Here is a 26,692-nt window from a genome sequence, read left to right as displayed (position 1 = left end):
GGGGCGGCGGGCAACCCCGTGGGTGTGACATGCGTAAGCGATGTGTCAACTTGTCACCCAGGTTCAGGGGAGATCGAAGTGCAAACCGTAACCCGAAGAATCCCGCGGCGGGGCCTCGTGCTTTTCGCCGCGTGCCTGGCCGGGAGTGCCGTTTTCACCGCTCCCGCGCAAGCGACGTCGCCCGAAACGGTGGCACGTTCGCAGAACAAGCCGGTCGAGATGCTCTCGGACCGTACCGAGAACTCGGCCACCTTCGCCAATCCCGACGGCTCCCGCACCACCCAGGTGCACGGCGGTCCGGTCCACGTCCGCCGCGGCGGTGACTGGGTCCCGGTCGACCTGACGCTGGTGAAGGGCGCAGACGGCCTCGTCCGGCCGAAGGCACATCCACGCGACCTCGTGCTGACCGGCGCGAGCGGCAAGAGCGGGGATCTCGCCACCGTGCAGAGCCCGGACGGGAAGGTGGCCCTGCAGTATCCGGGCGCGCTGCCCGAGCCGGTGCTGACCGGCGAGGTCGCCACCTATCCGGAGGTCCAGCCCGGGGTCGACCTGCAGGTCAAGGCGACGCGGACCGGGTTCGAGCAGTTCTTCGTCGTCAAGCGGCGGCCCGGTCGCGCGCTGACGTTCGCCCTTCCGCTGCGGGCCACCGGGCTGACGCCGCGGACCGACGCGGACGGGAACACGCAGCTCGTCACCGCGTCCGGCGCGGTGGTGGGCAGCGTGCCCGCCGCCGAGATGTGGGACTCGCGGATCGACCAGCGCAGCGGTGACCCCGTCGCCAAGGTGAAGGTCGGGAAGGTGGTGTCCGCCGAGGAACGCGGGACACTCGGCCTGAACGTGACGCCGGACGCGGGGTACTTCGCCGACCCGGCGCGGTCCTATCCGGTCATCGTCGATCCGGGTGTCTCGGTGTGGACGAACTTCGACACCTTCACACAGTCGAACATCGCGAGCACCGACCAGTCGGGCGCCACCGAACTCCGCATCGGCACCTACGACGGCGGAGCCACGAAGGCCCGGTCGTATCTCCACTTCGACGTGTCACGGTTCCGTGGTACACAGATCGACTCTGCCACGTTGTCGTTGTGGGGCAACCATTCCTACTCGTGTTCGCCCCGTAACTGGGAGATCTGGGACACCGCGCTCGTCGGCACCGGAACTCGCTGGGCGAACCAGCCGCCGCCCTACACCCGGTGGGCGACGACGGACGCGACTCGCGGCTACAGCGCGTCCTGCCCGGCAGACTGGGTCCGGACCCCGATCGGGAACCTGATCGGCGCCTGGGCGGGCGCGGGCGTCACGACCGGTTCGATGCTGCTGAAGGCGGAGAACGAGGCGGATTCCTTCGGCTGGAAGAAATTCTCGTCCAGCGAGGGCGGCAAGTCGCCGTACATCGAGGTCACTTACCGGAACCAGCGGCCGAATCCCGCCGCCGGGCACGACATCTCGGACCGCGTCGACGTCGGCGGTGTCACCCATACGAAGTCCCTCACCCCGACACTGCGCTTCACGCCGACGGACCCCGACGGCGGCAACGTCACCGCGGTCTTCTACGTCTACGAAGGCGAAACGATGATCGGGGACTACTGGAAATGGGACGTCTCCTCCGGCACCACGGCGACCTGGACGGTGCCGCCGGGATTGTTGCGGGAGAACCACACCTATCGGTTCCGGGCCACCACGTTCGACCCTGGCGGAGAGTTCGGCGACGATGCCTGGGTCTCGCTGCAAGCGGTGTCGAGCGGCCTCTACGCCGACGTCGCCGCGTGCGGCTGGAACAACGGGACCAAGGTGCAACAGTGGCCGTCCAACGGCGCGGACTGCCAGAAGTTCTTCCCGTGGGGCACCGGTGACGGCTACTACCAGTTCCGGGCCAAGCATTCCGGGCAGGTGCTGGACAACACCGGCTGCAACACGACCAGCGGGAACCCGGTGACCACTTACGACCGCGTCGCGGGCGCGTGCCAGAAGTGGACGATCGAACCGCAGATCGTCGGGACGGGGGTGTACCGGTACGCCGTCCAGAACGCGGGCAAACTGCTGGATCAGGGTTGCACCGCCGGCCAGGGCGCGCCGCTGTTCATCTGGGACCGGATTCCCGGGCGCGGCTGCCAGAACTGGCGGATGCCGGTGTCGCCGTCGAACGGGGCCACCGTCCAGTGGCTGCCGTTCACGGTGAATACCTCGGCCTGAGGGACGAACCGGGCGTGCTCGATCTCGACGTCCACGACCAGCGGGATGTCGTGTGAGTGCGCGAGTTCCGCCAGCTCGGTGATGTCGGCGATCCCAGCCCGTGGCCCCTCGCCGCGTTTAGTCCTCTAGTCGCGGTCCTTGCACGTGCAACTATCGCGACCAGAGGACTAAACGCGGGGTTTTAGCCGAGGGCGGCACGAAGGCGTCGGTCCCGTTCTTCCGGGGTCTGGCGGGGACAACTGGTGCACTTCGGATTCCCCGCCTCGTAGATGAGGCAACAGGAAGCCCGGCGCACCACGGTGTTCCGCCCGACACGGGAGAACCGCGGCTCCGGCAGGCCGAGCCCGATCGCGGACACGAGCGGCGCGGCCAAGGCGATCGCCCGGTCGATGTCGCCGGTCCACAGCAGCCGGTTGCCGATCGAATCCGTCGCGATGGCGCCGAGCGCGCGCGGGTTGGCGCCGGTGACCTGCGCGATCGTGCCCATCGCGGTGCCCAGTGTCCTGGCGAACGCCTCGCCGAGTTCGGCCAGGCCGCCGGGAAGGAGCCGTGACGAACGGGCGCCGGTGAAGCGACCGTCCGGGACGAGGTCGATCGTGACGGCGTCGAGCGACGGATCCAGCGGCTCGCCCCTCACAAGCGACTCCACGGAAGGCGCGACGAGGACCGAAGACAGCGAGTACCACCAGATCGTGCCGAGCACCTCGGGCCGAGAGCAGCTGTAGAGCTTCGCGGCCCCGCCGACGCGGGCGCTGACCCATGCGGCGTCGGCAAGCAGGGTCGCGGGCGCCTCCATCAGGGCACCGGCCGGTACAGCGTGACGCTGAACGACGTCGTGACATCCACCGATCCGGTGATCGCGTCGAGCCGTTCGCGGCGTCCGTCCCGGTGGAGGTGGTGCGCGCTCGGTCCCATCTCGACGACCTGCCGCATCTGAGCGGGCGACAAGGTCACCTGTTCGGTGACCTCACGTCGGTCCACCCGGCCGAAGCGCTCGCCGAGGGTTCCCTCCAGCCGCGCGTCCTTGCTGCCGTCGACGGAGATCACCAGGTCGCCCAGTTCGCGAAGGTGCCCAGGGTTCGGCGTCGCGACGACCAGCAGCCCGTCCGCGGTCAGGACGCGGTGGAACTGCGAGGCGTTGCGGGGCGCGAAGACGTTGAGGATCAGCGACGCGCTCGAGTCCGCCACCGGCCACGGTTCCCACAGGTTCCACACGGCCGCGCCCGCGCGCGAGTGTGCGCGGGCGGCCCGGCGCAGGGCGACGGCGGAGACGTCGAGCGCCAGTCCGTACGCGTCGGGGACAGCGTCGAGCACGTGCGCGAGGTAGTACCCCGTGCCCGCGCCCGCGTCGATGATCAGCCCGTCCTTCACGTGCTCCGAAGCCACCTTCGCGAGAGCGCTGGCGAGAGGGAGATAGGCACCCGAAGAGAGCAGGTCGACGCGAGCCGCGACCATCGGCGCGGTGTCCGCCGTACCGGCCGGGACGCGCGCGTGCAGAAGGTTGACGTAACCCTGCTTGGCCATATCGAACGAGTGACCCCGTCCGCAACGCACCGTGCGATCGGCTGACCCGACCGGGTCACCGCAGACCGAACACCGCAGCGACCGGACGATCTCCGGTGGCAGTGGGCCATTGCCGTGGGAACGCGTGTTCATGGGGATATTCGACCACGACGTTTCGCAACCGGACAGAACGCACCAGGTCTGGCGGAAACCTGGACGTAACAACGCCGCGCCGACAGTTCACGCGGGTGAAACCTGAATCGCCGCCCGAGGAAACACCCCGGTCCAAAAATTCCTGCGCAGTACACCCCAGGCACGGGAGGAAGATTGTGCTGAACGCAGGAGACACGGCATGGGTACTGATCAGCGCCGCGCTGGTCATGCTCATGACACCGGGATTGGCGTTCTTCTACGGCGGCATGGTCCGCGCGAAGAGCGTTCTGAACATGTTGATGATGAACTTCATCGCGCTCGCCGTCGTCGGCGTCCTCTGGACGCTTTACGGCTTCACGATGGCGTTCGGCAACGACGTAGGCGGCGGGCTGCTCGGTAACTTCGATTTCGCCGGGCTCTCGAACATCTCCGGCAAACTCGCCGGGTTCGTGACCGCCGCGACCGACACCGCGCCCGAGGTCGCCTGGCCCGGCGCGGACGCGCTGCCACTGTTCGCCTTCGTGATGTTCCAGCTGATGTTCGCGATCATCACGCCCGCGCTGATCTCCGGTGCCATCGCCGACCGCGCCAAGTTCTGGGGCTGGACGCTGTTCGTCGCGGTGTGGGTGACCATCGTGTACTTCCCGGTGGCGCACTGGGTGTTCTCGTTCAACGGCTTCATCAGCGCGGACTCGGTCGGCGGTTGGATCGCCAACCAGCTCAAGGCGCTCGACTTCGCGGGCGGAACGGCGGTCCACATCAACGCCGGTGCGGCGGGCCTGGCGCTCGCGATCGTGCTCGGCAAGCGCAAGGGCTGGCCGAAAGGCACCGGACGCCCGCACAACGTGCCGTTCGTGCTCCTCGGCACCGCACTGCTGTGGTTCGGCTGGTACGGCTTCAACGCCGGCTCCGCGCTCGCCGCCAACGACCTCGCCGCCGTGGCGTTCACCAACACCACCGTCGCCACCGCGGCCGCGATCCTCGGCTGGCTGATCATCGAGCAGATCAAGGTCGGCAAGCCGACCACGCTCGGCGCCGCTTCCGGCGCGGTCGCCGGTCTCGTCGCGATCACCCCGGCCGCGGGCTTCGTCAGCCCGCTGGGCGCCATCGCCATCGGCCTCATCGCCGGCGCCCTGTGCGCACTGGCGATCGGCCTCAAGTTCCGCTTCGGTTTCGACGACTCCCTCGACGTCGTCGGCGTCCACCTCGTCGGTGGTCTCGTCGGTACGCTGCTCATCGGTTTCTTCGGCACCACCAGCGTCAACTCGCTCGGCGTCGACGGTCTCTTCTACGGCGGCGGCCTCGGCCAGCTCGGCAAGCAGGCACTCGCTGCCGTCGCGGTCCTCGGCTACTCGTTCGTGCTCACCTTCCTCATCGGCTGGGTGATCAAGAAGCTCGGCGGGTTCCGCGTCAGCGCGGAGGACGAGGTCAGTGGTATCGATGAGGCCCAGCACGCGGAGAGTGCCTACGACTTCACCGGTTCGGGCGGTGGCCTCGGCCAGCCGACGAGCATCCCGGTCAAGGCGCCCACCGGCAACGCGGCCACGAAACTCGAGGAGAGCAAGGCATGAAGCTGATCACCGCGATCGTCAAGCCGTTCACGCTCGACGACATCCGCTCCGCGCTGGAACAGTTGGGCGTGCTCGGCATGACGGTCAGCGAGGTACAGGGCTACGGCAGGCAGAAGGGCCACACCGAGGTCTACCGGGGCGCGGAGTACTCCGTGGACTTCGTGGCGAAGCTGAGGGTGGAGGTCGTCACCGACGACTCCAACGTCGAGAAGGTCCTCGACGCGATCACCACGGCCGCCCACACCGGCAAGATCGGCGACGGCAAGATCTGGGTGACACCGGTCGAGACGGTGATCCGGGTCCGAACCGGCGAACGCGGCTCGGACGCCCTATAGGCGTCAGGGATGGCCGACGGGGGTGAACTGGTCAAGGCCACCGAGCGATTGCTCGAGGGCAGGCACGGGAGGCTGGGGGCGGCCGCGTTGCGGGCGGCCCTGGTCGACCTCTACGAATTCTGGTTGGGCAAGGGTGCCGCGGCGGCCGGCGTCGACACCGCTGAACCCGGTGTCGCGCTGGCCGCGGTCGGCGGTCTCGGGCGCGGTGAACTGGTGCCCTTCTCCGACCTCGACCTGCTGTTGCTGCACAACGGCAACTCCCGTGTCGGCGAGATCGCCGACGCGATCTGGTATCCGTTGTGGGACGCCAAGATCGGCCTCGACCACTCGGTCCGCACACCGGGTGAGGCGCTGAAGGTGGCGTCCGAGGACCTGCGGACCGCGATGGGGCTGCTCGACATCCGCCACATCGCCGGGGACGCCGAGATCACCGCCAGGCTGGCGGCCGCGGCACGGGATCAATGGCGGCGGACGACCCGGAAACGGGTCGGCGAACTGTCGGACGCGGTAGGTCAGCGCTGGGCCCGCAGCGGCGAGATCGCGCAGTCCGCCGAGCCTGATCTCAAGCACGGCCGAGGCGGGCTTCGCGACTTCGCCGTCTTAGAAGCACTCGCGGCGGCACAACTGACCGCGAGGCCTGGCGAGGAACTGCTGGCGGCCAAGGCGCTGCTTCTCGACGTCCGGACGGAATTGCGCCGGGAACTGCGGCGGGAGCGCGACATCCTCAGCGCGCCGGAGGCCGAGACGGTCGCGGGCGAACTCGGGTTCGGCGACCGGTTCACCTTGGCGCGCAAGCTTTCCGGTGTCGGACGGACGATCGCGTACGCGGTCGACGTCGCACTTCGGTCCACTGTGGAACCACCCAAGGCGCGGTTCGGGCGGCGGCCGGTGCGAACGCCGCTCGACGAAGGTGTCGTCCTGCACGGGAACGAGGTCGCGCTGGCGCGGGACGCGGTGCCCGCCAAGGATCCGGCGCTGCTGCTGCGGGTCGCCACGGCGTCGGCCCGGATCCGGAAGCCCATTTCGCACGGGACCCTGCGGGCGCTCGCCGAGACTGCCCCGGAACTGCGCGCGCCGTGGCCCGCCGAGGCACTCAAAGCACTGGTGGAACTACTCGGCGCGGGCGACGGCCTTGTCGACGCCGTCGAGGCGCTCGACAGGACGGGCCTGTGGGCGCGATTGTTCCCCGAATGGGGAGCGGTGCGGGACCTCCCGCCGAGGTCGCCGGTGCATTCGTGGACCGTCGACAGGCATCTCGTGCGTACCGCTGTCGAGGCGTCGAAACTGACGACCACCGTCTCGCGGCCGGATCTGCTGCTGATCGGCGCGCTGCTGCACGACATCGGCAAAGGCCGCGACGCGGACCATTCCGAGCTCGGCGCGAAGATCAGCGCCCAGGTGGCGGCCAGGCTCGGGCTGCCGGAGACCGACGCGGCGCTGGTGGCGGCGATGGTGCGGCATCACCTGCTGCTGCCGCACACCGCGACGCGGCGGGACATCAGTGATCCGGCCACGATCCAGCGGGTGACGAAGACGCTCGACGAGAATCTGGTCCTGCTGGAGTCGCTGCACGCACTGACGACGGCCGATTCGCTGGCCACCGGACCGGGCGTGTGGACCGACTGGAAGGCCCGGCTGCTCGCCGAACTCGTGTCCGGCTGCGAAGAGGCGTTGCACGACAAGGGTTTCGTGCCGCCGGAGCCGATGGGCGCCGAGCAACGGGAACTCGTCGCCGAAGCCGTCACGTCCGGCCGTGGCGAGGTGCGGATTTCGGCCGTCGGCAAGGTCGTGACCGTGCTGCTCGCGGTCCCGGCGCGCGCCGAATTGCTGGCTCCCGCCGCCGGAGTGCTCGCGTTGAACTCACTGGAGGTCCACGCGGCGGTGCTGCGCGGGCACGACGGGGGACGGGCGGGCGTGTTCACGGCGTCGCCGAAGTTCGGCTCGCTGCCCGACGTCACGTTGCTGCGTGAGCAGTTCGCGCGGGCGGTGGCCGGGACGCTGCCGCTCACGCAGCGGCTCGCGGCGAAGGAACGGGACTACGGCGAGACTCCTACGGCGAACGCGAAGGTGATCTGGTTCGACGACGAGACCAGCGGGCACGACACGGTCGTGGTCGAACTGCGGGCCGCGAACCGGATCGGGCTGCTGTACCGGGTCGCGGGCGCGCTGCGGCGGTGCGAAGCCGAGGTGCGGTGGGCGAAGGTGGCCACCCTCGGTGGTGCGGTCGTCGACTCGTTCGCCGTCGCGCCGCGGACGGGAAAGGTCGACCAGGCGTGGCGGTCGAAGATCGAAGACGCGTTGCTGGCCGCGGCTTCCTGATCTTTTAAGGATTTCGAAGTGGTGCGGCTCGGCCACGGCGGACGCCGGGGATCGGGGTGTCGCGCGGGGTGGCGGAGGGTAGTGATGGCAGGATGTCCGCCGTCGAGACCCGAAAGATCCGGAGGGCGGTGAGCGCGTGCTGGGCCACGAGCAGAACCCGCCCGGACCGCAGCGGCTCACGCTGCCGCCGACCGTGGTCGCCTCCCACCTCCGCGCGTGCGCCGACGACCTCGCCGTCAGCCTGACCGCGTCCGGTACCGCCGCCACCGTGACCGAGTTGCTCAAGGTCGTCAGGCATCTCGTCGCAGGCCAGCAGGCGCTGGCCATCGCGCTCGAAGGCATGGCGGGCCGGGTCGAGGGGGGCGGCGATGGCGCGTTGGCCCCCGCCAGGGGGATCGACGTCGAGGTCGTCGCGGAAGTACTCCGGGCGGCCGCCACCGCTGTCGACTGTTCGGCCGAGGCACTCGCCGAATCACGTCCGTCATTCGAATGTGTGAGCGAATCAGTCGCCCCTGACACCCGTTTGTAGCTGTCCCGCCGCTTCGGCGCGTGGCTACGCTGGCCAGGCGGAGGTGGGCCATGCGGGCGGTGTGGAAAGGCACGATCGGATTCGGGACCTACGCCATCCCGGTGAAGGCGTACAGCGCGACCGAAGAGCACAACGTCCCCCTCCACCAGGTGCACGAGCCGGACGGCGGCCGGGTACGGGTGAAGTGGGTCTGCGAGGTCGACGGGGCCGAGGTGCCCGCCGCCGAGATGGCGAAGGGGTACCCCGTTCCCGGTGGTGACGTCGTCCTGCTGACCGGCGGGGATTTCGCGTCGCTGCTCGCGCCGACCACCCAGTCGATGGACGTCGTCGGCTTCACTCCGGCCGAGCAGGTCGACTCGACGCACTTCGCGCGCAGCTACTACCTCGAACCGGAGCCGGCGGGCACCAAGCCGTACGTGCTGTTGAGCGAGGCGCTGCAGCAGTCCGGGCGGATCGCGATCGTGAAGGTGACGCTGCGGCAGCGTGAGACGCTGGGTGCGCTGCGCGTGCGGGACCAGGTGATCGTGCTCGAGACGATGCTGTGGCCCGACGAGATCCGGCGGCCCGACTTCCCGTTCCTGCACGAGGACGTCGACCTGCGACGCGGGGAACTGCGGAACGCGGTTTCGCTGATCGAGGACCTCACACAGGACTTCGACCCCGGCCAGTACACCGACCGCTACCGAGAAGCGCTCGAAGCGCTCATCCAGGCCAAACTGGACGGCGACGACGTCCTCCAGCCGACCGCGGCGCAGCAGGCCGAGGGCGTGACGCGGCTGCTGGCGGCTTTGCAGCAGAGCGCCGTCGAGGCAGACAACGCTCCCGTCGAGAAGGCGAAGACCGCCGCGAGTAAGGCGCGAGAGGCGCGGACGCGGGCGAAGAAGGCTTCGTCGTCGGCCAAGTCGCGCGCCAAAACCAGTTGAGTAGTTCTACCCAGGGGTAGTTGGGGGTCTTCACGCTGCCGTGACCCCACGGTGACCGGGCATTGTTATGCCATCGCGCGGCGAGAGCGCGGGCAGCGAATCGCCTGGTACTGGGGGTCCGGCGAGACGAAGTCCCGCGATACTCGCCAAGTGTGCTTACGGTCGGCTCGCGGGGAGGCGAGCCTTCCGTAGGGGCTCCGGTACCGGTCTGCGAGGGGCGGCCGGTCCCGGGGCCTGTTTCATCACTGTCGTGAGTGGCAGGTCGCGTTCTATCGGGAGTAAGGCAAAGGTGTAGCGGCGGGTAGCGAAGGACTCTTTACCTCTCGAATAACGCTATTCGCCGCTCACGACCACCCCGGCCGACGCGGTACTCGGCCTGGCACCGCCGCCGTCCGTCCGCAACCGCGTCAAACGCCGACCCCGGACACCGACTACCCTGGGAAGCCGCCGGTCCGTACCGGCACGCCACAACGACCCAGCTGGAGCGTGCACACCCGTGTTCGACACCCTCTCCGATCGGCTCACGTCCGCCCTGCAGACCCTGTCTCGCAAGGGCAGGCTCTCCGACGCCGACATCGACGCCACCGCGCGCGAGATCCGTATCGCGCTGCTCGAGGCGGATGTCGCGCTGTCGGTGGTCAAGGACTTCATCGCCCGGATCAAGGAACGTGCCAAGGGCGCCGAGGTGCACGGCGCGCTGAACCCGGCGCAGCAGGTCATCAAGATCGTCAACGAGGAACTCGTCACCATCCTCGGCGGCGAGACCAGGCGGCTCACGTTCGCGAAGAACCCGCCGACGGTCATCATGCTCGCGGGTCTGCAGGGTGCCGGTAAGACCACCCTCGCCGGAAAGCTCGCGCTGTGGCTGAAGAAGCAGGGCCACGCGCCGCTGCTGGTCGCCTGTGACCTCCAGCGCCCCAACGCGGTCACGCAGCTCCAGGTCGTCGGCGAGCGGGCGGGTGTCACCACGTTCGCGCCCGAGCCCGGCAACGGTGTCGGCGACCCGGTCGACGTCGCCCGCCGCGCCATCGCCGAGGCCAATCGCGCCCAGCACGACGTCGTCCTGGTCGACACCGCCGGCCGTCTCGGCGTCGACGAAGAGCTGATGAAGCAGGCCGCGGACATCCGCGACGCCGTTTCGCCGGACGAGACGCTGTTCGTCGTCGACGCGATGATCGGTCAGGACGCGGTCACCACGGCCGAGGCGTTCCGCGACGGCGTCGGCTTCACCGGCGTCGTGCTCACCAAGCTCGACGGTGACGCCCGCGGTGGTGCCGCGCTGTCGGTCCGCCAGGTCACCGGCCAGCCGATCCTGTTCGCGTCGAATGGTGAGAAGCTCGAGGACTTCGACCTCTTCCACCCGGACCGGATGGCCAGCCGGATCCTCGGCATGGGCGACGTCCTCAGCCTCATCGAGCAGGCCGAGCAGCACTTCGACCAGGAGAAGGCCGAGCAGACCGCGGCCAAGCTCGGCAGCGGCCAGCTCACCCTGGAGGACTTCCTCGAGCAGATGCTGGCGGTCCGCAAGATGGGCCCGATCGGCAACCTGCTCGGCATGCTGCCCGGCGCCGGGCAGATGAAGGACCAGCTCGCGCAGGTCGACGACAAGCATCTCGACAAGCTGCAGGCGATCATCCGCGGTATGACCCCCGCCGAACGCGACGACCCGAAGATGATCAACGCTTCGCGCCGGGTGCGGATCGCGAAGGGGTCCGGTGTCGCCGTCCGCGACGTCAACGAACTGGTCAACCGGTTCTTCGAGGCGCGCAAGATGATGGCGCAGATGGCGGGCCGTTTCGGCTTCGGCGGTGGCGGCGGCGGCAGCAAGAACCGCAAGGGCAAGAAGGGGAAGAAGGGCAAGGGGCGCGGCCCGACGCAGCCCAAGGTCCGCGGCGGCTTCCCTGGAGGTTTCAGTCCCGGTGGCATGCCGATGCTGCCCCCGGGCGGGATGCCCGGCGGTCCCGGCGGCGGGATGCCGGACCTCTCCCAGCTCGGCGGCATGAACGACGTACCCGGGTTCGACCCGAAGAAGTTCAAGTTCCCGAAGGAAAAGTAGTCGTGGAGGCTCTGCACCTGGCGGGGGTGGTCCTGCCGGACGGCGAGCACCGCGAGCTGTGGATCACCGGCGGCCGCATCACCACCGAGCCGGTCGCCGGGGCGGAAACCGTTGTCCGGGAAGGCTTTCTCGTGCCCGGGCTGGTCGACGCGCACTGCCATCCCGGCATCGGGGTCGGCGGCGCGACCACCCTCGAAGAGGCCACCGAGCAGGCGATCGTCGACCGCGAAGCCGGGACGCTGCTGATCCGCGACTGCGGGCTGCCGATCGACGTCCGGCCGCTGCAGAAACGCGCCGATCTGCCGCGGATCATCCGCGCGGGACGGCATCTCGCCCTGCGCAAGCGCTACATCCCCGGTCTCGGCATCGAACTCGAAGACCCTTCCGAACTGCCGCAGGCGGTCGCCGAGCAGGCCCGTGACGGCGACGGCTGGGTCAAGCTGGTCGGCGACTGGATCGACCGTGGCGTCGGTGATCTCGCGCCGCTGTGGCCCGACGACGTGCTCGCCGAGGCCGTCGCGGTCGCGCACGCCGAGGGCGCCAGGGTGACGGCGCACGTGTTCGGTCAGGCCGCGTTGCCCGGATTGATCGACGCCGGGATCGACTGCCTCGAACACGGCACCGAACTGTCCGCGGATCAACTGGGCGTCCTCGCCGAACGCGGGATCGCGCTCGTGCCGACCCTGATCAACATCGAGAACTTCCCCGGGATCGCCGACAAGGCGGGCAAGTACCCGGTCTACGCGGACCACATGCGGGCGCTGCACGCCGGCGTCGGGCTGATGGTCTCGACGGCGATCGAGGCCGGAGTCGCGGTGTACGCGGGGAGCGACGCGGGCGGAATGGTCGAGCACGGCAGGCTCGTCGACGAGGTCGAGGCGTTGCACAAGGCGGGGATGTCCGCCGAACAGGCGCTGGCTTCGGCCTCCTGGGCGGCTCGTGAGTGGCTTGGCGTGCCCGGGATCGTCGATGGCGCTTCCGCCGATCTGCTGGTCTACCCGTCCGATCCGCGTGAGGACCTCGCGGTGCTCCGGCATCCGAGTCACCTCGTCCTGCGTGGCAAGATCTACGCCTAGCTGAAGGGGACTTTCCCCGCATCTCAAGAGGTGAAGGGCGCTTTGCCCCCATCGCATGCGGGTAAAGCGTCCTTCAGCTCCCTGACCCGCCTCCACCCGTGACCGGAGCGGCACTTAGCGTGGAGGCGTGGTGGACGACGGGCAGGCTCGCGAGCGTCTGGTGCTCGGAGCGCACTGGGGCTTCGTAGCGTTCTTCGCGGGTATCGCCGGGTATCACCTCGTCTCGCTCGTCATGAGCTTCGTGATGTCGGGTCGCTTCGGCGGTTACGACCCGCTTGAACTCCGTGACGTCGGCCCGCTGCTGATCCTCGCCTTTCTGCCGACCCTCGTGCTCGGCCTCAGTCCCACTGTCGGCTCTCGCGTCTGGGGGCAGGGACTTCGCGCCGACTTCGGGCTGAAACCCACCTGGCGTGACGTCCGGATCGGGCTCGCCTGCGGAGCGGCCGCGCTCGCCGCCGGTTACCTGCTCAACCTGCTCCTGCTCGCCGTCTACGGGACCGACAGCGCGGACAGGTCCGTCGAAGACTTCTCGCCCAGCCCGATCACCGAACTGTCGGGGACCGCCGAAGGGGACACCGTCTGGCTGGTGCTGGCCGCGGTCATCGTCGTCTTCGCCGCTCCGATCACCGAAGAACTGCTCTTCCGTGGCACGCTCTGGAACGCGATGGGCTTCCATCGCCTGCCCTCATGGGTGATCCTGCTGGTCACGGCGCTGATGTTCGCCCAGTTGCACGGCGAGGCGGCGCGCACGATCGCGCTGTTCGGCCAGGGGATCGCCATCGGCCTCGCCCGCCACCTGTCCGGCAGGGTGAGCGCGGCCGTCATCGCGCACGCGGCGAACAACCTCCCACCGGCTGTATTGCTCTTCGCGGGCGAGGTGATCGCCGGTCCTGGCGGATAGAGTCCTCGAGTAACCGAACGATCACCGGAGGGTCGGCGTGACCGTATCTCAGCCAAGGGAGCCGATCCCCGAGGCCGCGCCGCCGGACGAACTCGCTGTCGGAGGTGAGGTGGCCGCCCCCGACACGCCACCGCCGCATCGCTGGGGATTCGGGGCCTTCCTGTTGGTGGAGGCCGTCCTGCTGGCGTCGGCGGCGTTCATCAGCGTCCTGCTCGGCGACGTCCAGCCCGGTCAGCCCCTGCCGATGCGCGTGGTGCTGCTGGGCACGATGGTGCCGACGATGGTCGCCGCCGGGGTGGCGCTGCTGATCACCCGGCTCCGCGGCAACGGCCCCTTCGCCGACCTCCGGATCGGCTGGAGCTGGGCCGACGTCAAGCTCGGGCTCAAACTCGGGGTGCTCGGCCTCGGGTTCACCTCGCTCGCCGCCTACGTGTGGACACAGGTCGTCGGCGACGCGAACGCGACCTCGGCGATCAGCGCGCTCGTGGAGGACCGGCGGATGTCGGTGTCGGCGGCCGTCGTGATGTTCATCTACCTGTGGCTGGTCGGGCCGATCTGCGAGGAGATCATCTACCGCGGCCTCCTGTGGGGTGCCGTCGAGCGGCTCCAATGGCGCACCGAACGCTGGGGGAGGATCGCGGCGTTCCTGGTCTCCACGGCCATTTTCGCGGCGAGCCACCTCGAACCGCTGCGCACCACGTTGCTGCTGGTGATCGCGATCCCGATCGGGCTGGCAAGAGTGTTCACCGGACGGCTGCTCGGCAGCGTGGTCGCCCATCAGGTGAACAACTTCCTCCCGGCCGTGACGATCTTGCTCGCGTCGCTCGGGATAGCCGCGTTCTGACCGTCAGCCGGCGTCTGGCAGAATGTTCGCTTGCCTGCTTTGGCCGGACCCTCTCACCGCGCCCGAGCTCCGGACCTTCGGGTGTGCGTAGCCGTGTCCCCACTCGGCTTTCGTGCGCCTTCCACCTGCATCAGAGAGAACTGAGGAGTACCCACACCCGTGGCCGTCAAGATCAAGCTGCAGCGTCTCGGCAAGATCCGTGCGCCGTACTACCGCATCATCGTCGCCGACGCGCGTACCCGCCGTGATGGCAAGGCCATCGAGACGATCGGCAAGTACCACCCGAAGGAAGAGCCCAGCTTCATCGAGGTCGACACCGAGCGGGCTCAGCACTGGCTGTCCGTCGGTGCCCAGCCGACCGAGCCGGTCCAGCGCATCCTCGAGATCACCGGTGACTGGCAGAAGTTCAAGGGCCTGCCGGGCGCCGAGGGCACCCTGAAGGTCGCCGAGCCGAAGCCGTCGAAGCAGGACCTGTTCAACGCCGCGCTCGCCGCGGCCGGTGACGCCCCGTCGACCGAGGCCACCACGCCGAAGAAGAAGTCCGCCCCCAAGAAGGCCGAAGCCGACAAGGCCCAGGCCGCCGAGGGTGACAAGGCCGAGGCGTGAGCTTCCTCGCTGACTCCCTCGAGCACCTGGTGCGCGGGATCGTCGACAACCCGGACGAGGTCCGGGTCGAGCTGCTGACCACACGTCGTGGCCGCACGCTCGAGGTGCACGTGCACCCCGACGATCTCGGCAAGGTGATCGGCCGGGGCGGCCGCACGGCGACCGCCCTGCGCACCGTCATGGGCGGCATCGGTGGCCGCGGCGTCCGCGTGGACGTCGTCGACACCGATCGCTGACCACGGACAGAGACAGATCGAGATGGACGTCGTAGTAGGCCGGATCGCCAAAGCGCACGGAATCCGCGGGGAACTCGCGGTGGACGTGCGCACGGACTCGCCGGAACAGCGGTTCGCGGTCGGTTCGGCCGTCACGACGAAGCTGCGTGACGGCAGCAGCGGAAACCTCACCATCGCAGCCGCCCGCGAACACAGCGGGCGGCTGCTGGTGCGTTTCGAAGAGGTGTTGACCAGGGACGTCGCGGAGACCCTTCGCGGTGCGCTGCTGATCGCCGACACTTCGACGCTGCCGCCGACCGAAGACCCCGACGAGTTCTACGACCACGAACTCGAAGGCCTGCGGGCCGAACTCGTCGACGGCACGCTCGTCGGCAAGGTGCTCGAAATCGTGCATTCGGCGGCAGGGGAACTACTGTCGATCGAGCACGACGGACGTGAGGTGCTCGTCCCGTTCGTGAAGGCGATCGTCCCGGCGGTCGACGTCGCGGGCGGCCGCGTGGTCCTCGACCCGCCGGAAGGCCTGCTGGACGCCTGATGCGCCTCGACGTCGTCACGATCTTCCCCGAATACCTCGACCCGCTCCGTGCCGCGCTGCTCGGGCGCGCGATCGACCGCGGCCTCATCGAGGTCGGCGTGCACGACCTGCGGAACTGGACGCACGACGTCCACCGCGCGGTCGACGACGCGCCGTACGGCGGCGGTCCCGGCATGGTGATGAAACCGCAGATCTGGGGCCCCGCCCTGGACGAAGTCTGCGGCGAGAACACCCGCCTCGTGGTCCCGACCCCCGCCGGACGGCCGTTCACGCAGGCCATGGCCCACCAGTACGCCGCCGAGGAGCACCTGGTGTTCGCGTGCGGCCGTTACGAGGGCATCGACCAGCGGGTGATCGACGACGCCGCGCGGCGGATGGCCGTCGACGAGGTCTCGATCGGCGACTACGTGCTGGTCGGCGGCGAGGCCGCGGTTCTGGTGATGGTCGAGGCCGTCGTCCGGCTGCTGCCTGGCGTGCTCGGGAACTCGCGCTCCGCCGAGGAGGACTCGTTCTCCGACGGCCTTCTCGAAGGCCCCAGCTACACGCGGCCGGAGGTGTGGCGGGAACTGCCCGTGCCGGACGTCCTGCGCTCCGGCAACCACGCGCTGATCGACCGCTGGCGCCGTGACCAAGCGCTGGCACGCACCGTGCGGCGCAGGCCGGAACTGATCGGCCAACTGCCGGAAGGTAGTCTCGACAAGCACGATCTCAAGGTCCTCGAGCGGTTGGACGAGGACACCGGCCAGGCCGGTTCGAACACCTGAGGCCCGGTCTGCAATACTTGACAGGTTGGCGTGAGTGGACGCGCGGCTCAACAGCCGGCGCCGTACACCGGAACGCCATCAGCCCCCGGGTAGGTCGCAGTTCCGACACTGCGCGCCCAAGCTGCACGTAAGCCATACGAAGACGAGGACGGACCACCGATGAACACCCTGGACGCGCTGGACGCGCAGTCACTGCGTTCCGACATCCCGGACTTCCGACCGGGCGACACGCTCAAGGTTCACGTCCGCGTCATCGAGGGCAACCGCGAGCGTAACCAGATCTTCCAGGGCGTCGTGCTGCGTCGCCAGGGCGGCGGCATCCGCGAGACCTTCACGGTCCGCAAGGTGTCGTTCGGCATCGGCGTGGAGCGTACCTTCCCGGTGCACTCGCCGAACATCGCCGAGGTCGAGGTTTACAAGCGCGGCGACGTCCGCCGGGCGAAGCTCTACTACCTCCGCGATCTTCGCGGCAAGGCCGCCAAGATCAAGGAACGCCGCGAAAACCGCGAGAAGACCTCCGCTTCCTGAGTGGCCGGACGGTTACAGGTAGCCTGGCGTCGTGGTCGAACCCGTGTCCCAGAACACGTCCGAAGATGAGCCCGATCGCCCCGAAGAGGAGCGCCCCACCAGGGCCTCCCGGCGGGGCCGATCCGGCTCCAAGAAATTCGGCAAGGTCAACAAGAAGCGGTCGTTCTGGAAGGAACTGCCGATCCTGATCGTCGTCGCACTCGTGCTGACGATCTTGATCCAGCAGTTCCTCGCCAAGGTCTACATGATCCCCTCGGGATCGATGGAGACCACCTTGCACGGCTGTAGTGGGTGCACGGGCGACCGGATCCTGGTCGACCGGATCACGTACGACTTCACCGATCCCGGCCCGGGCGACGTGGTGGTCTTCAAGGGACCGCCCGCGTGGGCGGGCGAGATCGAGACGCCGGAGTCCAGCAACATCTTCGTCAGCGGCTTCCGCGCGCTGGGGTCCCTGATCGGGTTCGCGCCGCCGGACGAGCGTGACTTCGTCAAGCGGATCATCGCGGTCGGCGGCCAGACGGTGCAGTGCTGCGACGACAACCGCGTCGTCGTGGACGGCAAAGCGCTCGACGAGCCGTACATCCACTGGGAAGAGGGCACTGGAGCCACCCAGAAGACGTTCGACCCGATCAAGGTTCCCGCCGGATACGTCTATGTCATGGGCGACAACCGCAACAACTCCAGCGACTCCCGGTTCCAGGGCGGCGGCGGAGTGAACGGTGCCGTCCCGGTCGACAACATCATCGGCAAGGCGCGCGTCATCGTGCTCCCGCCCGGCCGCTGGGGTGGCGTTTCGGACCACAACCCGCAGGCGAACGCGCAGCCCTTGGCGCTGGGCGCGCCGGCCTGGCAGCAGGGGCTTCCCCTGGGTGTCGGCGTCGCGGCAGCGTGGCCGATGGTCTTCTTCGGCAGGCGGATGTCGTCCGGAGTGCGCAAGGCGGTCGACCGGAGGCGGTAAGGCCTTGAGATTTCCTGTACCGCTCACACCGGCCGAACCGCTTCGGCCGCCGCGGGCAGTGGTGCGTGGCGACCTCTTCTGGGGGTTGCAGAGCGCGCTGGACCGGCGGGGCCTTGGGCCCGTCGCCGGAGTCGACGAGGCGGGGCGCGGCGCTTGCGCCGGCCCGCTCGTCGTTGCCGCGTGCGTCCTGCGTTCCGCCGACGCTGCCCGGCTGCCCGAGCTCACCGATTCCAAAGTGCTCACGGCCAAAGCCCGTGATCGCGTCTACGACCGGGTAGTCCAGCGCGCGCTGGACTATTCGGTCATCGTCATTCCGTCGGCCGAGGTCGACCTGTTCGGCATCCACGTCATGAACCTCGAAGGTATGCGGCGTGCCGTCTCGGCGCTGCGAAGCACGCCGGGCTACGTCCTGACCGACGGATTCCGTGTCTCCGGGCTGCCCGCCCCGAGTGTGCCAGTGATCAAGGGAGACAAGGCCGTCGCGTGCGTGGCGGCGGCATCCGTGCTGGCCAAGGTCACGCGGGACCGGATCATGGGCGACCTGCACGACGTCCACCCGCACTACGGCTTCGACGTGCACAAGGGGTACAGCACGACCGAGCACAGCGCGGCGCTGAACACGCACGGCCCGAGCCCGGTGCATCGCTGGTCGTACGCGAATGTGGCCACCGTGGCCGCCGCGCATCGGGCGCGGCCGCCTCACCCGGTGGTGCTGACCGTCGCGGCGCTGGAAAACCCAAGCGTGCCGATACGTGCCCTCGGCCCGTACGTGGGTAACAATGAACGCTCCGCCGCTGGAGTATCAGCAGAATCGCGAGGAGGGGCGCGGATTTCATGAGCGCAGAGGATCTCGAGAAGTACGAGACCGAGATGGAGCTCTCGCTTTACCGCGAGTACCGCGACATAGTCGGCCAGTTCTCGTACGTGGTGGAGACCGAGCGGCGGTTCTATCTGGCCAACGCCGTCGACGTGCAGGTGCGCGACGGTGGCGGTGAGGTGTACTTCGAGGTCCGCATGTCCGACGCGTGGGTCTGGGACATGTACCGGCCAGCCAGGTTCGTCAAGCACGTCCGGGTCATCACGTTCAAGGATGTCAACGTCGAGGAACTCGACAAGCCGGATCTCCGGCTGCCCGAGGACGGTCCGTTCTCCGGCTGATCTTCTCCGAGTACATGGAGGCCCCTTCCTTGCGCCTAGGTACAAGAAGGGGGCCTTCCTGTACTTGTGGGGCGCCTAGCACAGGGCGCCGACAATTCCCGGTCGGCGGGCCTGAACGCGCCCGAACCATCCACAACACCCCAGTTGTCCACAGGCCGGTGGATTGAGCCTGGTCGGCACCTGATCACCCTGGCAACGTCGATCGCACACGCACTGTGACGATCGCTGAGGGGGATCGAGATGATGAGCACGGCCGAACAGCCGTCCGCCGGAGCGCCGCACATCGAGCTGGGGCGATGGGGAGAAGAGCTCGCGGTCCGGCACCTGGAGAAGACGGGATACGTCGTCCTGAGCCGTAACTGGCGTTGCCGCGACGGCGAACTGGACGTCGTCGCGACCGACCGGAAACGCCTCGTCTTCTGCGAGGTGAAGACGAGGGCGGGGCTGGGCTTCGGCACTCCGGCCGAGGCCGTGACCCCGGACAAGGCGGACCGTATCCGTCGTCTCGCGTACCAGTGGCAGCGCGCGTTCATGCTCCGCTGGTGCCCGGTCCGCTACGACATCATCGCGATCCTCGCCCGGCCCGGAACCCCGCCTCAGGTCCGGCACATCAAGGCGGCGTTCTGAATGGCGCTGGCGAAGGCCTGGTCCGTCGCACTGCTCGGCGTCGACGGCAAGATGATCGAGATCGAGGCCGATATCGGCGGCGGCTCGCCGAAGGTGACGATGGTCGGCCTGCCCGACGCCGGGTTGAAGGAGGCCAAGGACAGGGTCCGCTCCGCCGTCCGCAATTCGCGGCAGACGTGGCCGGACGAAAGGGTGATCCTCGGCCTGTCTCCGGCGAATCTGCCGAAGGTCGGGTCCGGCTATGACCTGGGCATCGCGGCGGCGGTCCTGGCCGCGACGGGCTCCGTTCCGGCCACGAAGCTGCTCGACACCGTGCTGCTCGGAGAACTCGCCCTCGACGGCAGGGTACGGCCGGTCCGCGGGGTCCTGCCGGGCTTGCTGGCGGCGCGCAAGGCCGGGTACCGGCGGGCGGTCGTCCCCGCCGAGTCGTTGTTCGAAGCCGCTCTCGTGGACGGACTCGAGGTCGGCGGGGTAGCCCGGCTGAGCGATTTCGTGGACTGGCTCAAGGGCGAAGGTGAACTCACCCGGCCCCAGCCTGCCGTCGTCCAGGAGCCACCACAGGTCCCCGATCTCGCCGACGTCGTGGGACAACCGGAAGCGCGGTGGGCACTGGAAGTGGCCGCCGCGGGTGGGCACCACCTGCTCATGACCGGTCCTCCCGGGGTGGGGAAGACGATGCTCGCGAAACGTCTTCCCGGACTCCTCCCGAGGCTGACGGCCGAGGAGTCGTTGCAGGTCACCGCGGTCCACTCGATCGATGGTTCGCTCTCCCCGTCCGCGCCGCTGGTCACCGTGCCGCCGTTCATCGCGCCGCATCATTCGATCAGCGTGCCCGCCCTGATCGGCGGCGGCAGCGGCCTTGCCGTGCCCGGCGCCATCAGCCGCGCGCATCGGGGAATCCTGTTCCTCGACGAGGTCTGCGAGTTCGGCCCGGAGCGGCTCGAGTCGCTGCGCACGGTGCTCGAAGAGGGTGAGGTGCGGATCGCGAGAGTCAAGGGCGCCGTGCGGTACCCGGCGCGTTTCCAGCTGGTACTGGCGACCAATCCTTGTCCCTGCGCCCCGACGAAAGACGCCGACTGCATGTGTTCGGCGGCCGCGCGAAGGCGGTACTTGGGCCGATTGTCCGGCCCGTTACTCGATCGGGTGGATTTGCGGGTCCGCTTACGTCCGCTTTCCGTGCTCAGCGCGCACTTGAGCGAGCCACCAGAAGCGTCGGCGGCCGTCCGGGAACGCGTACTGGAGGCCCGTGAACGGGCCGGAAAACGCTGGGCGGAGCAGGGCTGGCCGACGAACGCGGAGGTGCCCGGCCCGGCACTGCGCCGCGAGTTCGCGCTGCCGGCACAGGTCACGGCGTTGCTGGACCGTGCGCTGGAGCGGGGTGCGATCACCGCGCGCGGCGCGGACCGATGTCTTCGCATCGCTTGGACGCTCTCCGATCTGAAGGGCGCCGAGAGACCGGAAGCGGACGAGGTCGCGGCGGCGCTGAACTTCCGGGAGAGGTCATCCGGATGAGTGAACTCGAGGCTGAACGGATCGCGCGGTCGTACCTGCTGCGCGTGGCCGAGCCGCCGGCCCCTGCCTTGGCCGATTTCGTCGGCGAACACGGCCCGGTGGTCGCTGCGGAACGGGTTCGGCGTGCCGACTGCCCGCCGAAGGTGCGTGACGAGACGGCCGCGCGGCGAGCCCACGACTACGCCGAGCGGGATCTGGAACGGGCGGCCGCCGCCGAGACCAGGCTTGTCATCCCGGAGGACGACGAATGGCCTGCTTGGCCGCTGCTTTCGCTGGCGATCGCCCAGCGCAGGGGTGTCTCCGGAATGGCGCCTCCGCTGGCACTGTGGGTACGCGGCCCGGCCAGGCTCGACGAGGCGGTGGACCAGGCGATCGCGATCGTCGGCGCCCGGGCGGCGACCGGCTACGGCGAGCACAACGCGGCCGAGGTGGGCTATCACCTGGCGAGCCGGGGGATCCCGGTGTTCTCGGGGGCGGCGTATGGCATCGACGGCGCGGCTCACCGGGGTGCGCTGAGCGCGGCGGGCACGACGGTCGCCCTGCTCGGCTGCGGGATCGACGCCGGGTATCCGGCGCAGCACACGACCCTGTTGCGCACCATCGCGAAAACCGGTGCGGTGGCCAGCGAGTACCCGCCGGGCACTTCGCCCGCGAGGCATCGCTTCCTCGTCCGCAACAGGCTCATCGCGGCGCTCACGGATGGGACCGTCGTGGTCGAGGCGGGCAGGCGCAGTGGTGCGCGGAACACCGCCGGAACGGCCGGAGCGCTCGGCAAGGTAGTGATGGCGATGCCGGGACCGGTGTCGTCGGGGATGTCCGCCGGCTGTCACGCGCTGATCCGCGAAGGCGACGCCACGCTGGTGACCTCGGTCGACGAGATCCTCGAGACCGCCGGACGGCTCGGGCAGCCGGCCGCGGATCCGTCGAAACCACGCCGTCGCACCGATCGGCTCGGCCCCGAGGCGCTGCGAGTGCACGACGCGCTTTCGGAACGGTCGGCGAAACCGGAGGAACGGATCGCGGCCGAGTCCGGCATCCCGGCCGAGCGCGTCCGCTCGCTCCTTCCCGAACTGGAAATCGACGGTTTCGCGGAAAGGGGTGACACAGGGTGGCGAAGACGGACGGCCAAGACCTGACTGGCCCAAGCCTGAGACGCCATCCCGGCACGATCCGACCACGGACACCACACCAGGGTGCGGCGATACTTGACCATCCGCCGTACATCGCGCAGCGTGATCGGCATGCCGTCGACCGAAGGTCCCCACGGCACGGGAAAACGCGCCCGCAGGCCCGATCTGCGCGCCGCCCGTGCCGCGCTGCCGGAGCCCGTCCGGAAGCTGATCGACGACTACGAGCGGCACCTTTCCCTGGAGCGCGGGCTGTCCACGCACACGGTGCGTGCCTATCTCGGCGATGTCGTGTCGCTGGCCGGGTTCGTGTACGGGAACGGTGGCCGCTTCGAGGACCTCGACATCGGGACGCTGCGCGGCTGGCTCGCCCGTCAACGCGAGGATGGGGCCAGCCGGACGACACTGGCCAGGCGGGCGGCGGCGGCCCGCACCTTCACCGCGTGGGCACACCGGGGTGGCGCGCTCGCGTCCGATCCAGGTGGGCGGCTGGTGGCGCCGCGCGCGCACCGCAAGCTCCCCGGGGTCCTCCGGGTGGAGCAGGCGAGCGAGGTCATGCGCTTCTCAGCCGCCGGTGCCGAACAGCATGACCCGGTTGCTTTGCGGGACAGTGCCATCGTGGAACTGCTCTACGCGACCGGAGTGCGGGTCTCCGAACTGTGCGGCCTGGACGTGGGCGACGTCGACTTCTCCCGCCGGGTCGTGCTCGTGCTGGGCAAGGGCGGCAAGGAACGCGTCGTGCCGTTCGGCGTCCCCGCCGAAGCGGCTTTGCGGATGTGGCTCGACGAGGGCAGGGGAAAGCTCGTCGTCGAACCGAAGGGACCGGCGGAAGCCGCGCTCTTCCTGGGAGCGCGAGGCGGCAGGCTCGACCCGCGGGCGGCCCGCCGGGTAGTTCATGACGCTGTCGGCTCGGTGCCGGGCGCGAACGACATGGGGCCACACGGACTGAGGCATTCGGCGGCCACCCATCTGCTCGAAGGCGGTGCCGATCTTCGGAGCGTTCAGGAACTGCTTGGTCACGCTACGCTGGCCACAACGCAGCTCTACACTCATGTGACCGTCGATCGGCTGAAGGCGATCCACGACCGCGCACACCCCCGGGCCCGATGATGCCGGGGAGGACTCGGCAGGTGACCCGGCGGCCCGAACCGGCGGCGCACGCGCATCCGCACGAGCACGGAGATCACCCTGAGTCGCATGCTGAGAACGGCGGTCCGATGACCGTCGACCCACATGTCACCGAAACCGCCGGGAAACACCGTCCCGGCGGGAACGGTCCTGCCATCGCGTCCGAAGCGCGGACGGGCTACGAGGTGGACGCCGGGATCCAGGCGTTGTGGCGGGAGTTCACCGAATCGCCGGACCAGATCGTGCGCGACAGGCTCGTGCTGCACTACGCCCCGCTCGTCAAATACGTCGCGGGCCGGGTCGGCACCGGCCTGCCGACCCACGTCGACGTCGGCGATCTGATCCAGTCCGGGATCTTCGGCCTGGTCGACGCGATCGAGAAGTTCGAACCCGCCAGGGGCCTGCGGTTCGAGACCTACGCGATGCAGCGCATCCGCGGCGCGATCCTCGACGATCTCCGCTCCCAGGACTGGGTGCCCCGGGCGGTGCGCAGCAAAGCCCGCGAGGCCGAACGCGCGCTGGAACGCCTCGGTGCCCGGCTGAACCGCACGCCGACCGACGCCGAACTGGCGGCCGAACTCGAAATCAGTGTCGACGACCTGCGCGAGTTCTACGGTCAGCTGCAGCTGACCAGCGTCATCGCGCTGGAAGACCTGGTCGCCGCCGGCAAGGACAGCGGCTCGCTGGTCGACACCCTGCCCGACGACGGCGCCGTCGACCCGGTGGCCGTCCTGGTCGACCAGGACAACCGCCGCCAGCTGGCACAGGCGATCGCGCAGCTCACCGAACGCGACCGGATCGTGGTCGGCCTCTACTACTTCGAAAGCCTGACGCTCGCCGAGATCGGCAAGGTCCTCGGTGTCACCGAGTCGCGGGTCAGCCAGCTGCACACCCGCGCGGTCATGCGGCTGCGCGCGAAACTGGTCGAGACGCCCTAGTGTCGTGCGCCAGAGACTCGCGCCGTGCTGCCCGGACTCTCTTGCGTCACCGAGTGGCACCGTACTCACGTGCTCAGAGCCGTATCTCGCGTGCTCAGAAGCCGCATACGTGATTGCGGTCTTCAAGCACGCTTGTGCGGTGTCCAGTCCCGTGAGTTCGGTGTCCGATCACCGTGCTCAACCCACGTACTCACACCTGGTCTCCTTCCCAGGGTTTGAGGCGGATCTCGGATGGTTCGCCGATCAACGAGAGCGGATCGACGTACTCCTCTCCCCGCCGGACACCGAAATGCAGGCACGCCGTCCCGGGGCAGCCCGGATGGCCGGCGGCGACCGGGCCGAGCACCTGGCCCCGGTAGACCTGATCACCCGCGGTGATGGTCGGAGCGAGAGGTTGGTAAGTGGTGCGCAGGCCTCCTTCGTGCTCGATCGAAACCACTCCCCGGCCAGCCACCTGGCCGGCGAACATCACCACTCCTTCCGCGGCCGCGAGAACGTTCGTACCCGGTGTGGCGACGAGGTCGACCCCCCGGTGGCCGGGGCCGTACGGCGTCGACGGCGGCTCGAAGTACCTGGTGACGCTGGGTGTCGGTAAGAGCGGCCAAGAGAGGCGTCCTTGGGGCGAAGGCGCGCCTCTGGCCGTTCCCGGGGCGGCGGTGGAGGTCAGGATCGCGAGCACGGCCGCGAGGATCGCGACGCGCGGCAGGCGCCTCGGCCGCCCGGGACGGCGGTGCCTGCCGCCGGTGCGGTCGATCGCGAAGGAATGCCTGGTGACAGGGCGGGAAGAGGTTGTCGTCGTCATGTGTTCCAGCCTGGGGGACCGGGCGTGGCGAGCGGGACGCGCCGGTGGAATCTGTGGATAACCGAGGCGGTTGTGGACAACCGCTCTCATCGGAGGCTGCCGGTGCGGTAGACGGTGACGACAGGGAGTAGACTCTTTTGCGCGGTCCGCGGCAGCGGACTGACTTCGCGTGCACGTGCGCGCTCCCGATGGCCGATCTCCTCACGGAGGGTCAGGACAGGCGGGGGTACACGGCCCGGCGGTCCCTGGAGTCACTTCACTCCCGGGTCCGGGCCCGAGCATCTGCACCAGGGCGAACGGCCACCCGGCCGAGCGCGACGAACCGAGCAAGCGCGGTCCCGGCGGAGCCGGGCGCGCACGACACAGAAGAGGTTGATTCCGGCAATGGCCGTCGTCACCATGAAGCAGCTGCTCGACAGCGGCGTGCACTTCGGGCACCAGACTCGTCGGTGGAACCCGAAGATGAAGCGCTACATCTTCACCGAGCGCAATGGCATCTACATCATCGACCTGCAGCAGACGCTGACCTACATCGACCGTGCGTTCGAGTTCATCAAGGAAACCGTCGCGCACGGCGGCACCATCATGTTCGTCGGCACGAAGAAGCAGGCGCAGGAAGCGATCGCCTCCGAGGCCGCGCGCGTGGGCATGCCCTACGTGAACCAGCGCTGGCTCGGCGGCATGCTGACCAACTTCCAGACGGTGCACAAGCGTCTTCTCCGCCTGAAGGAGCTCGAGTCGCAGGAGCAGACCGGCGGTTTCGCCGGTCTGAACAAGCGCGAGATCCTCACGCTCACCCGTGAGAAGGACAAGCTCGAGAAGACCCTCGGCGGTATCCGCGACATGGCCAAGGTGCCGAGCATCGTGTGGATCGTCGACACGAAGAAGGAGCACATCGCCGTCGGCGAGGCTCGCAAGCTGAACATCCCGGTCGTCGCGATCCTCGACACCAACTGCGACCCGGACGAGGTCGACTACCCGATCCCGGGTAACGACGACGCGATCCGTTCGGCCGCGCTGCTGACCAAGGTCGTGGCCGAGGCCGCCGCCGCCGGTCTGATGGCCCGCTCCAGCCGCAACGGTGGTTCCGCCGACACCAAGCCCGAGCCGGGTGTCGTCGCCACGGACGAGCCGCTGGCCGAGTGGGAGAAGGAGCTGCTCGCCGGCTCCGAGACCGCCGCCGCGGACGCCAAGGAAGCCGTCGCCGCGACCGAGGCGGCCACCGAGGCGGTCACCGAGCCCGCCGCGGAGCAGGCTGCCGAGCAGCCCGCTGCGGACCAGGCTGCCGAGCAGCCCGTCGCCGAGCAGGCCACCGCCTCCTCCTGATCCCCGCTCGTGGGGCCGCCTTCGGGCGGCCCCACGAGTAC

27 protein-coding genes are annotated in these 26,692 nt (G+C 69.0%); 24 read left to right on the top strand and 3 right to left on the bottom strand.

The features are described 5' to 3' along the window. Window positions 1-78: 78 nt before the first annotated feature. Entirely contained in the window at window positions 79-2,193 is a 2,115-nt protein-coding gene (locus ACM6LU_RS28515; protein ID WP_414940857.1) for an RICIN domain-containing protein, read from the top strand. A gap of 181 nt (window positions 2,194-2,374) precedes the next feature. Here the strand turns inward: ACM6LU_RS28515 and ACM6LU_RS28510 are convergent, their stop codons facing one another. Then, window positions 2,375-2,989, bottom strand: coding sequence for a (2Fe-2S)-binding protein (locus ACM6LU_RS28510; protein WP_414940856.1), 615 nt, complete (start codon window positions 2,987-2,989; stop codon window positions 2,375-2,377). Beyond that, a complete protein-coding gene (locus ACM6LU_RS28505) occupies window positions 2,989-3,849 on the bottom strand; it encodes a putative RNA methyltransferase (RefSeq protein WP_414940855.1) in 861 nt (286 codons plus the stop codon). The genes ACM6LU_RS28510 and ACM6LU_RS28505 overlap by 1 nt, the downstream gene beginning before the upstream one ends. 176 nt (window positions 3,850-4,025) lie before the next feature. Between ACM6LU_RS28505 and ACM6LU_RS28500 the strand changes: the two genes are divergently transcribed. From ACM6LU_RS28500 to ACM6LU_RS28395, 22 genes are all read left to right on the top strand, one after another. Next, entirely contained in the window at window positions 4,026-5,420 is a 1,395-nt protein-coding gene (locus tag ACM6LU_RS28500) for an ammonium transporter (protein ID WP_414940854.1), read from the top strand. Further along, a complete protein-coding gene (locus tag ACM6LU_RS28495) occupies window positions 5,417-5,755 on the top strand; it encodes a P-II family nitrogen regulator (protein WP_414940853.1) in 339 nt (112 codons plus the stop codon). Before ACM6LU_RS28500 ends, ACM6LU_RS28495 begins: the two co-directional genes overlap by 4 nt. 9 nt (window positions 5,756-5,764) lie before the next feature. Continuing rightward, a complete protein-coding gene (locus ACM6LU_RS28490) occupies window positions 5,765-8,074 on the top strand; it encodes a [protein-PII] uridylyltransferase (protein WP_414940852.1) in 2,310 nt (769 codons plus the stop codon). 136 nt (window positions 8,075-8,210) lie between these two features. Next, complete coding sequence (locus tag ACM6LU_RS28485; RefSeq protein WP_414940851.1) at window positions 8,211-8,603, top strand: hypothetical protein; 393 nt, start codon at window positions 8,211-8,213, stop codon at window positions 8,601-8,603. Window positions 8,604-8,653: 50 nt separating this feature from the next. After that, a complete protein-coding gene (locus ACM6LU_RS28480; protein WP_414940850.1) occupies window positions 8,654-9,526 on the top strand; it encodes a Ku protein in 873 nt (290 codons plus the stop codon). A gap of 496 nt (window positions 9,527-10,022) precedes the next feature. Beyond that, the gene (ffh, locus tag ACM6LU_RS28475) at window positions 10,023-11,582 is read left to right on the top strand and encodes a signal recognition particle protein (RefSeq protein WP_414940849.1); all 1,560 of its coding nucleotides are present in this window, start codon (window positions 10,023-10,025) and stop codon (window positions 11,580-11,582) included. Window positions 11,583-11,584: 2 nt separating this feature from the next. After that, on the top strand, window positions 11,585-12,658 hold the full coding sequence (locus ACM6LU_RS28470) for an amidohydrolase family protein (protein WP_414940848.1): 1,074 nt from the start codon (window positions 11,585-11,587) through the stop codon (window positions 12,656-12,658). Window positions 12,659-12,788: 130 nt separating this feature from the next. Beyond that, window positions 12,789-13,559 (top strand): lysostaphin resistance A-like protein, encoded by a 771-nt coding sequence (locus ACM6LU_RS28465; RefSeq protein ID WP_414940970.1) that lies wholly within the window; start codon window positions 12,789-12,791, stop codon window positions 13,557-13,559. 37 nt (window positions 13,560-13,596) lie between these two features. After that, the gene (locus ACM6LU_RS28460) at window positions 13,597-14,403 is read left to right on the top strand and encodes a lysostaphin resistance A-like protein (protein ID WP_414940847.1); all 807 of its coding nucleotides are present in this window, start codon (window positions 13,597-13,599) and stop codon (window positions 14,401-14,403) included. A gap of 159 nt (window positions 14,404-14,562) precedes the next feature. Beyond that, window positions 14,563-15,009 (top strand): 30S ribosomal protein S16, encoded by a 447-nt coding sequence (gene rpsP / locus ACM6LU_RS28455; protein ID WP_414940846.1) that lies wholly within the window; start codon window positions 14,563-14,565, stop codon window positions 15,007-15,009. Next, window positions 15,006-15,245 (top strand): RNA-binding protein, encoded by a 240-nt coding sequence (locus ACM6LU_RS28450; protein ID WP_003103110.1) that lies wholly within the window; start codon window positions 15,006-15,008, stop codon window positions 15,243-15,245. Before rpsP ends, ACM6LU_RS28450 begins: the two co-directional genes overlap by 4 nt. A gap of 22 nt (window positions 15,246-15,267) precedes the next feature. Beyond that, window positions 15,268-15,780: a ribosome maturation factor RimM gene (gene rimM / locus ACM6LU_RS28445; RefSeq protein WP_414940845.1), complete on the top strand. Its 513-nt coding sequence runs from the start codon at window positions 15,268-15,270 to the stop codon at window positions 15,778-15,780. Continuing rightward, window positions 15,780-16,544: a tRNA (guanosine(37)-N1)-methyltransferase TrmD gene (trmD, locus tag ACM6LU_RS28440; RefSeq protein ID WP_414940844.1), complete on the top strand. Its 765-nt coding sequence runs from the start codon at window positions 15,780-15,782 to the stop codon at window positions 16,542-16,544. The genes rimM and trmD overlap by 1 nt, the downstream gene beginning before the upstream one ends. A 159-nt stretch (window positions 16,545-16,703) precedes the next feature. Next, on the top strand, window positions 16,704-17,072 hold the full coding sequence (rplS, locus tag ACM6LU_RS28435) for a 50S ribosomal protein L19 (protein ID WP_409490277.1): 369 nt from the start codon (window positions 16,704-16,706) through the stop codon (window positions 17,070-17,072). 31 nt (window positions 17,073-17,103) lie between these two features. Further along, entirely contained in the window at window positions 17,104-18,033 is a 930-nt protein-coding gene (gene lepB, locus ACM6LU_RS28430; RefSeq protein WP_414940843.1) for a signal peptidase I, read from the top strand. A gap of 58 nt (window positions 18,034-18,091) precedes the next feature. Beyond that, window positions 18,092-18,871, top strand: coding sequence for a ribonuclease HII (locus tag ACM6LU_RS28425; RefSeq protein ID WP_414940969.1), 780 nt, complete (start codon window positions 18,092-18,094; stop codon window positions 18,869-18,871). Continuing rightward, on the top strand, window positions 18,868-19,191 hold the full coding sequence (locus ACM6LU_RS28420; RefSeq protein WP_003096226.1) for a DUF2469 domain-containing protein: 324 nt from the start codon (window positions 18,868-18,870) through the stop codon (window positions 19,189-19,191). The genes ACM6LU_RS28425 and ACM6LU_RS28420 overlap by 4 nt, the downstream gene beginning before the upstream one ends. A gap of 240 nt (window positions 19,192-19,431) precedes the next feature. Then, window positions 19,432-19,818 carry a YraN family protein gene (locus tag ACM6LU_RS28415; RefSeq protein WP_414940842.1) on the top strand — a complete coding sequence of 129 codons (387 nt, stop codon included), beginning with the start codon at window positions 19,432-19,434 and terminating at the stop codon, window positions 19,816-19,818. Continuing rightward, entirely contained in the window at window positions 19,819-21,330 is a 1,512-nt protein-coding gene (locus ACM6LU_RS28410) for a YifB family Mg chelatase-like AAA ATPase (protein WP_414940841.1), read from the top strand. Continuing rightward, a complete protein-coding gene (gene dprA, locus ACM6LU_RS28405; protein ID WP_414940840.1) occupies window positions 21,327-22,466 on the top strand; it encodes a DNA-processing protein DprA in 1,140 nt (379 codons plus the stop codon). The genes ACM6LU_RS28410 and dprA overlap by 4 nt, the downstream gene beginning before the upstream one ends. A gap of 105 nt (window positions 22,467-22,571) precedes the next feature. Next, window positions 22,572-23,567: a tyrosine recombinase XerC gene (locus ACM6LU_RS28400; protein WP_414940839.1), complete on the top strand. Its 996-nt coding sequence runs from the start codon at window positions 22,572-22,574 to the stop codon at window positions 23,565-23,567. 20 nt (window positions 23,568-23,587) lie between these two features. Beyond that, entirely contained in the window at window positions 23,588-24,523 is a 936-nt protein-coding gene (locus ACM6LU_RS28395) for a FliA/WhiG family RNA polymerase sigma factor (protein ID WP_414940838.1), read from the top strand. 190 nt (window positions 24,524-24,713) lie between these two features. Here the strand turns inward: ACM6LU_RS28395 and ACM6LU_RS28390 are convergent, their stop codons facing one another. Then, window positions 24,714-25,325, bottom strand: a complete 612-nt coding sequence (locus ACM6LU_RS28390) for a murein hydrolase activator EnvC family protein (RefSeq protein WP_414940837.1) — start codon at window positions 25,323-25,325, stop codon at window positions 24,714-24,716. 384 nt (window positions 25,326-25,709) lie between these two features. On the opposite strand from ACM6LU_RS28390, the gene rpsB reads away from it, so the two are divergent. Continuing rightward, a complete protein-coding gene (rpsB, locus tag ACM6LU_RS28385; protein ID WP_414940836.1) occupies window positions 25,710-26,651 on the top strand; it encodes a 30S ribosomal protein S2 in 942 nt (313 codons plus the stop codon). Window positions 26,652-26,692: the final 41 nt, after the last annotated feature.

It is taken from the genome of Amycolatopsis sp. cmx-11-51 (assembly GCF_047608665.1).
GTDB lineage: Bacteria > Actinomycetota > Actinomycetes > Mycobacteriales > Pseudonocardiaceae > Amycolatopsis.
The sequence above is the reverse complement of the archived record's forward strand: the minus strand, read 5'-3'. Positions and strand labels throughout refer to the sequence as shown.

Excerpts from the sequence above, each read along its gene's own strand:
- ACM6LU_RS28495 (WP_414940853.1), top strand. The coding sequence starts at position 5,417 with ATGAAGCTGATCACCGCGATCGTCAAGCCGTTCACGCTCGACGACATC.
- dprA (WP_414940840.1), top strand. The coding sequence starts at position 21,327 with ATGAGTGAACTCGAGGCTGAACGGATCGCGCGGTCGTACCTGCTGCGC.
- rpsB (WP_414940836.1), top strand. The coding sequence starts at position 25,710 with ATGGCCGTCGTCACCATGAAGCAGCTGCTCGACAGCGGCGTGCACTTC.
- ACM6LU_RS28510 (WP_414940856.1), bottom strand. The coding sequence starts at position 2,989 with ATGGAGGCGCCCGCGACCCTGCTTGCCGACGCCGCATGGGTCAGCGCC.
- ACM6LU_RS28490 (WP_414940852.1), top strand. The coding sequence starts at position 5,765 with ATGGCCGACGGGGGTGAACTGGTCAAGGCCACCGAGCGATTGCTCGAG.
- rimM (WP_414940845.1), top strand. The coding sequence starts at position 15,268 with ATGGACGTCGTAGTAGGCCGGATCGCCAAAGCGCACGGAATCCGCGGG.
- ACM6LU_RS28505 (WP_414940855.1), bottom strand. The coding sequence starts at position 3,849 with ATGAACACGCGTTCCCACGGCAATGGCCCACTGCCACCGGAGATCGTC.
- rplS (WP_409490277.1), top strand. The coding sequence starts at position 16,704 with ATGAACACCCTGGACGCGCTGGACGCGCAGTCACTGCGTTCCGACATC.
- ACM6LU_RS28480 (WP_414940850.1), top strand. The coding sequence starts at position 8,654 with ATGCGGGCGGTGTGGAAAGGCACGATCGGATTCGGGACCTACGCCATC.
- ACM6LU_RS28415 (WP_414940842.1), top strand. The coding sequence starts at position 19,432 with ATGATGAGCACGGCCGAACAGCCGTCCGCCGGAGCGCCGCACATCGAG.
- ACM6LU_RS28400 (WP_414940839.1), top strand. The coding sequence starts at position 22,572 with ATGCCGTCGACCGAAGGTCCCCACGGCACGGGAAAACGCGCCCGCAGG.
- trmD (WP_414940844.1), top strand. The coding sequence starts at position 15,780 with ATGCGCCTCGACGTCGTCACGATCTTCCCCGAATACCTCGACCCGCTC.
- ACM6LU_RS28420 (WP_003096226.1), top strand. The coding sequence starts at position 18,868 with ATGAGCGCAGAGGATCTCGAGAAGTACGAGACCGAGATGGAGCTCTCG.
- ACM6LU_RS28390 (WP_414940837.1), bottom strand. The coding sequence starts at position 25,325 with ATGACGACGACAACCTCTTCCCGCCCTGTCACCAGGCATTCCTTCGCG.
- ACM6LU_RS28410 (WP_414940841.1), top strand. The coding sequence starts at position 19,819 with ATGGCGCTGGCGAAGGCCTGGTCCGTCGCACTGCTCGGCGTCGACGGC.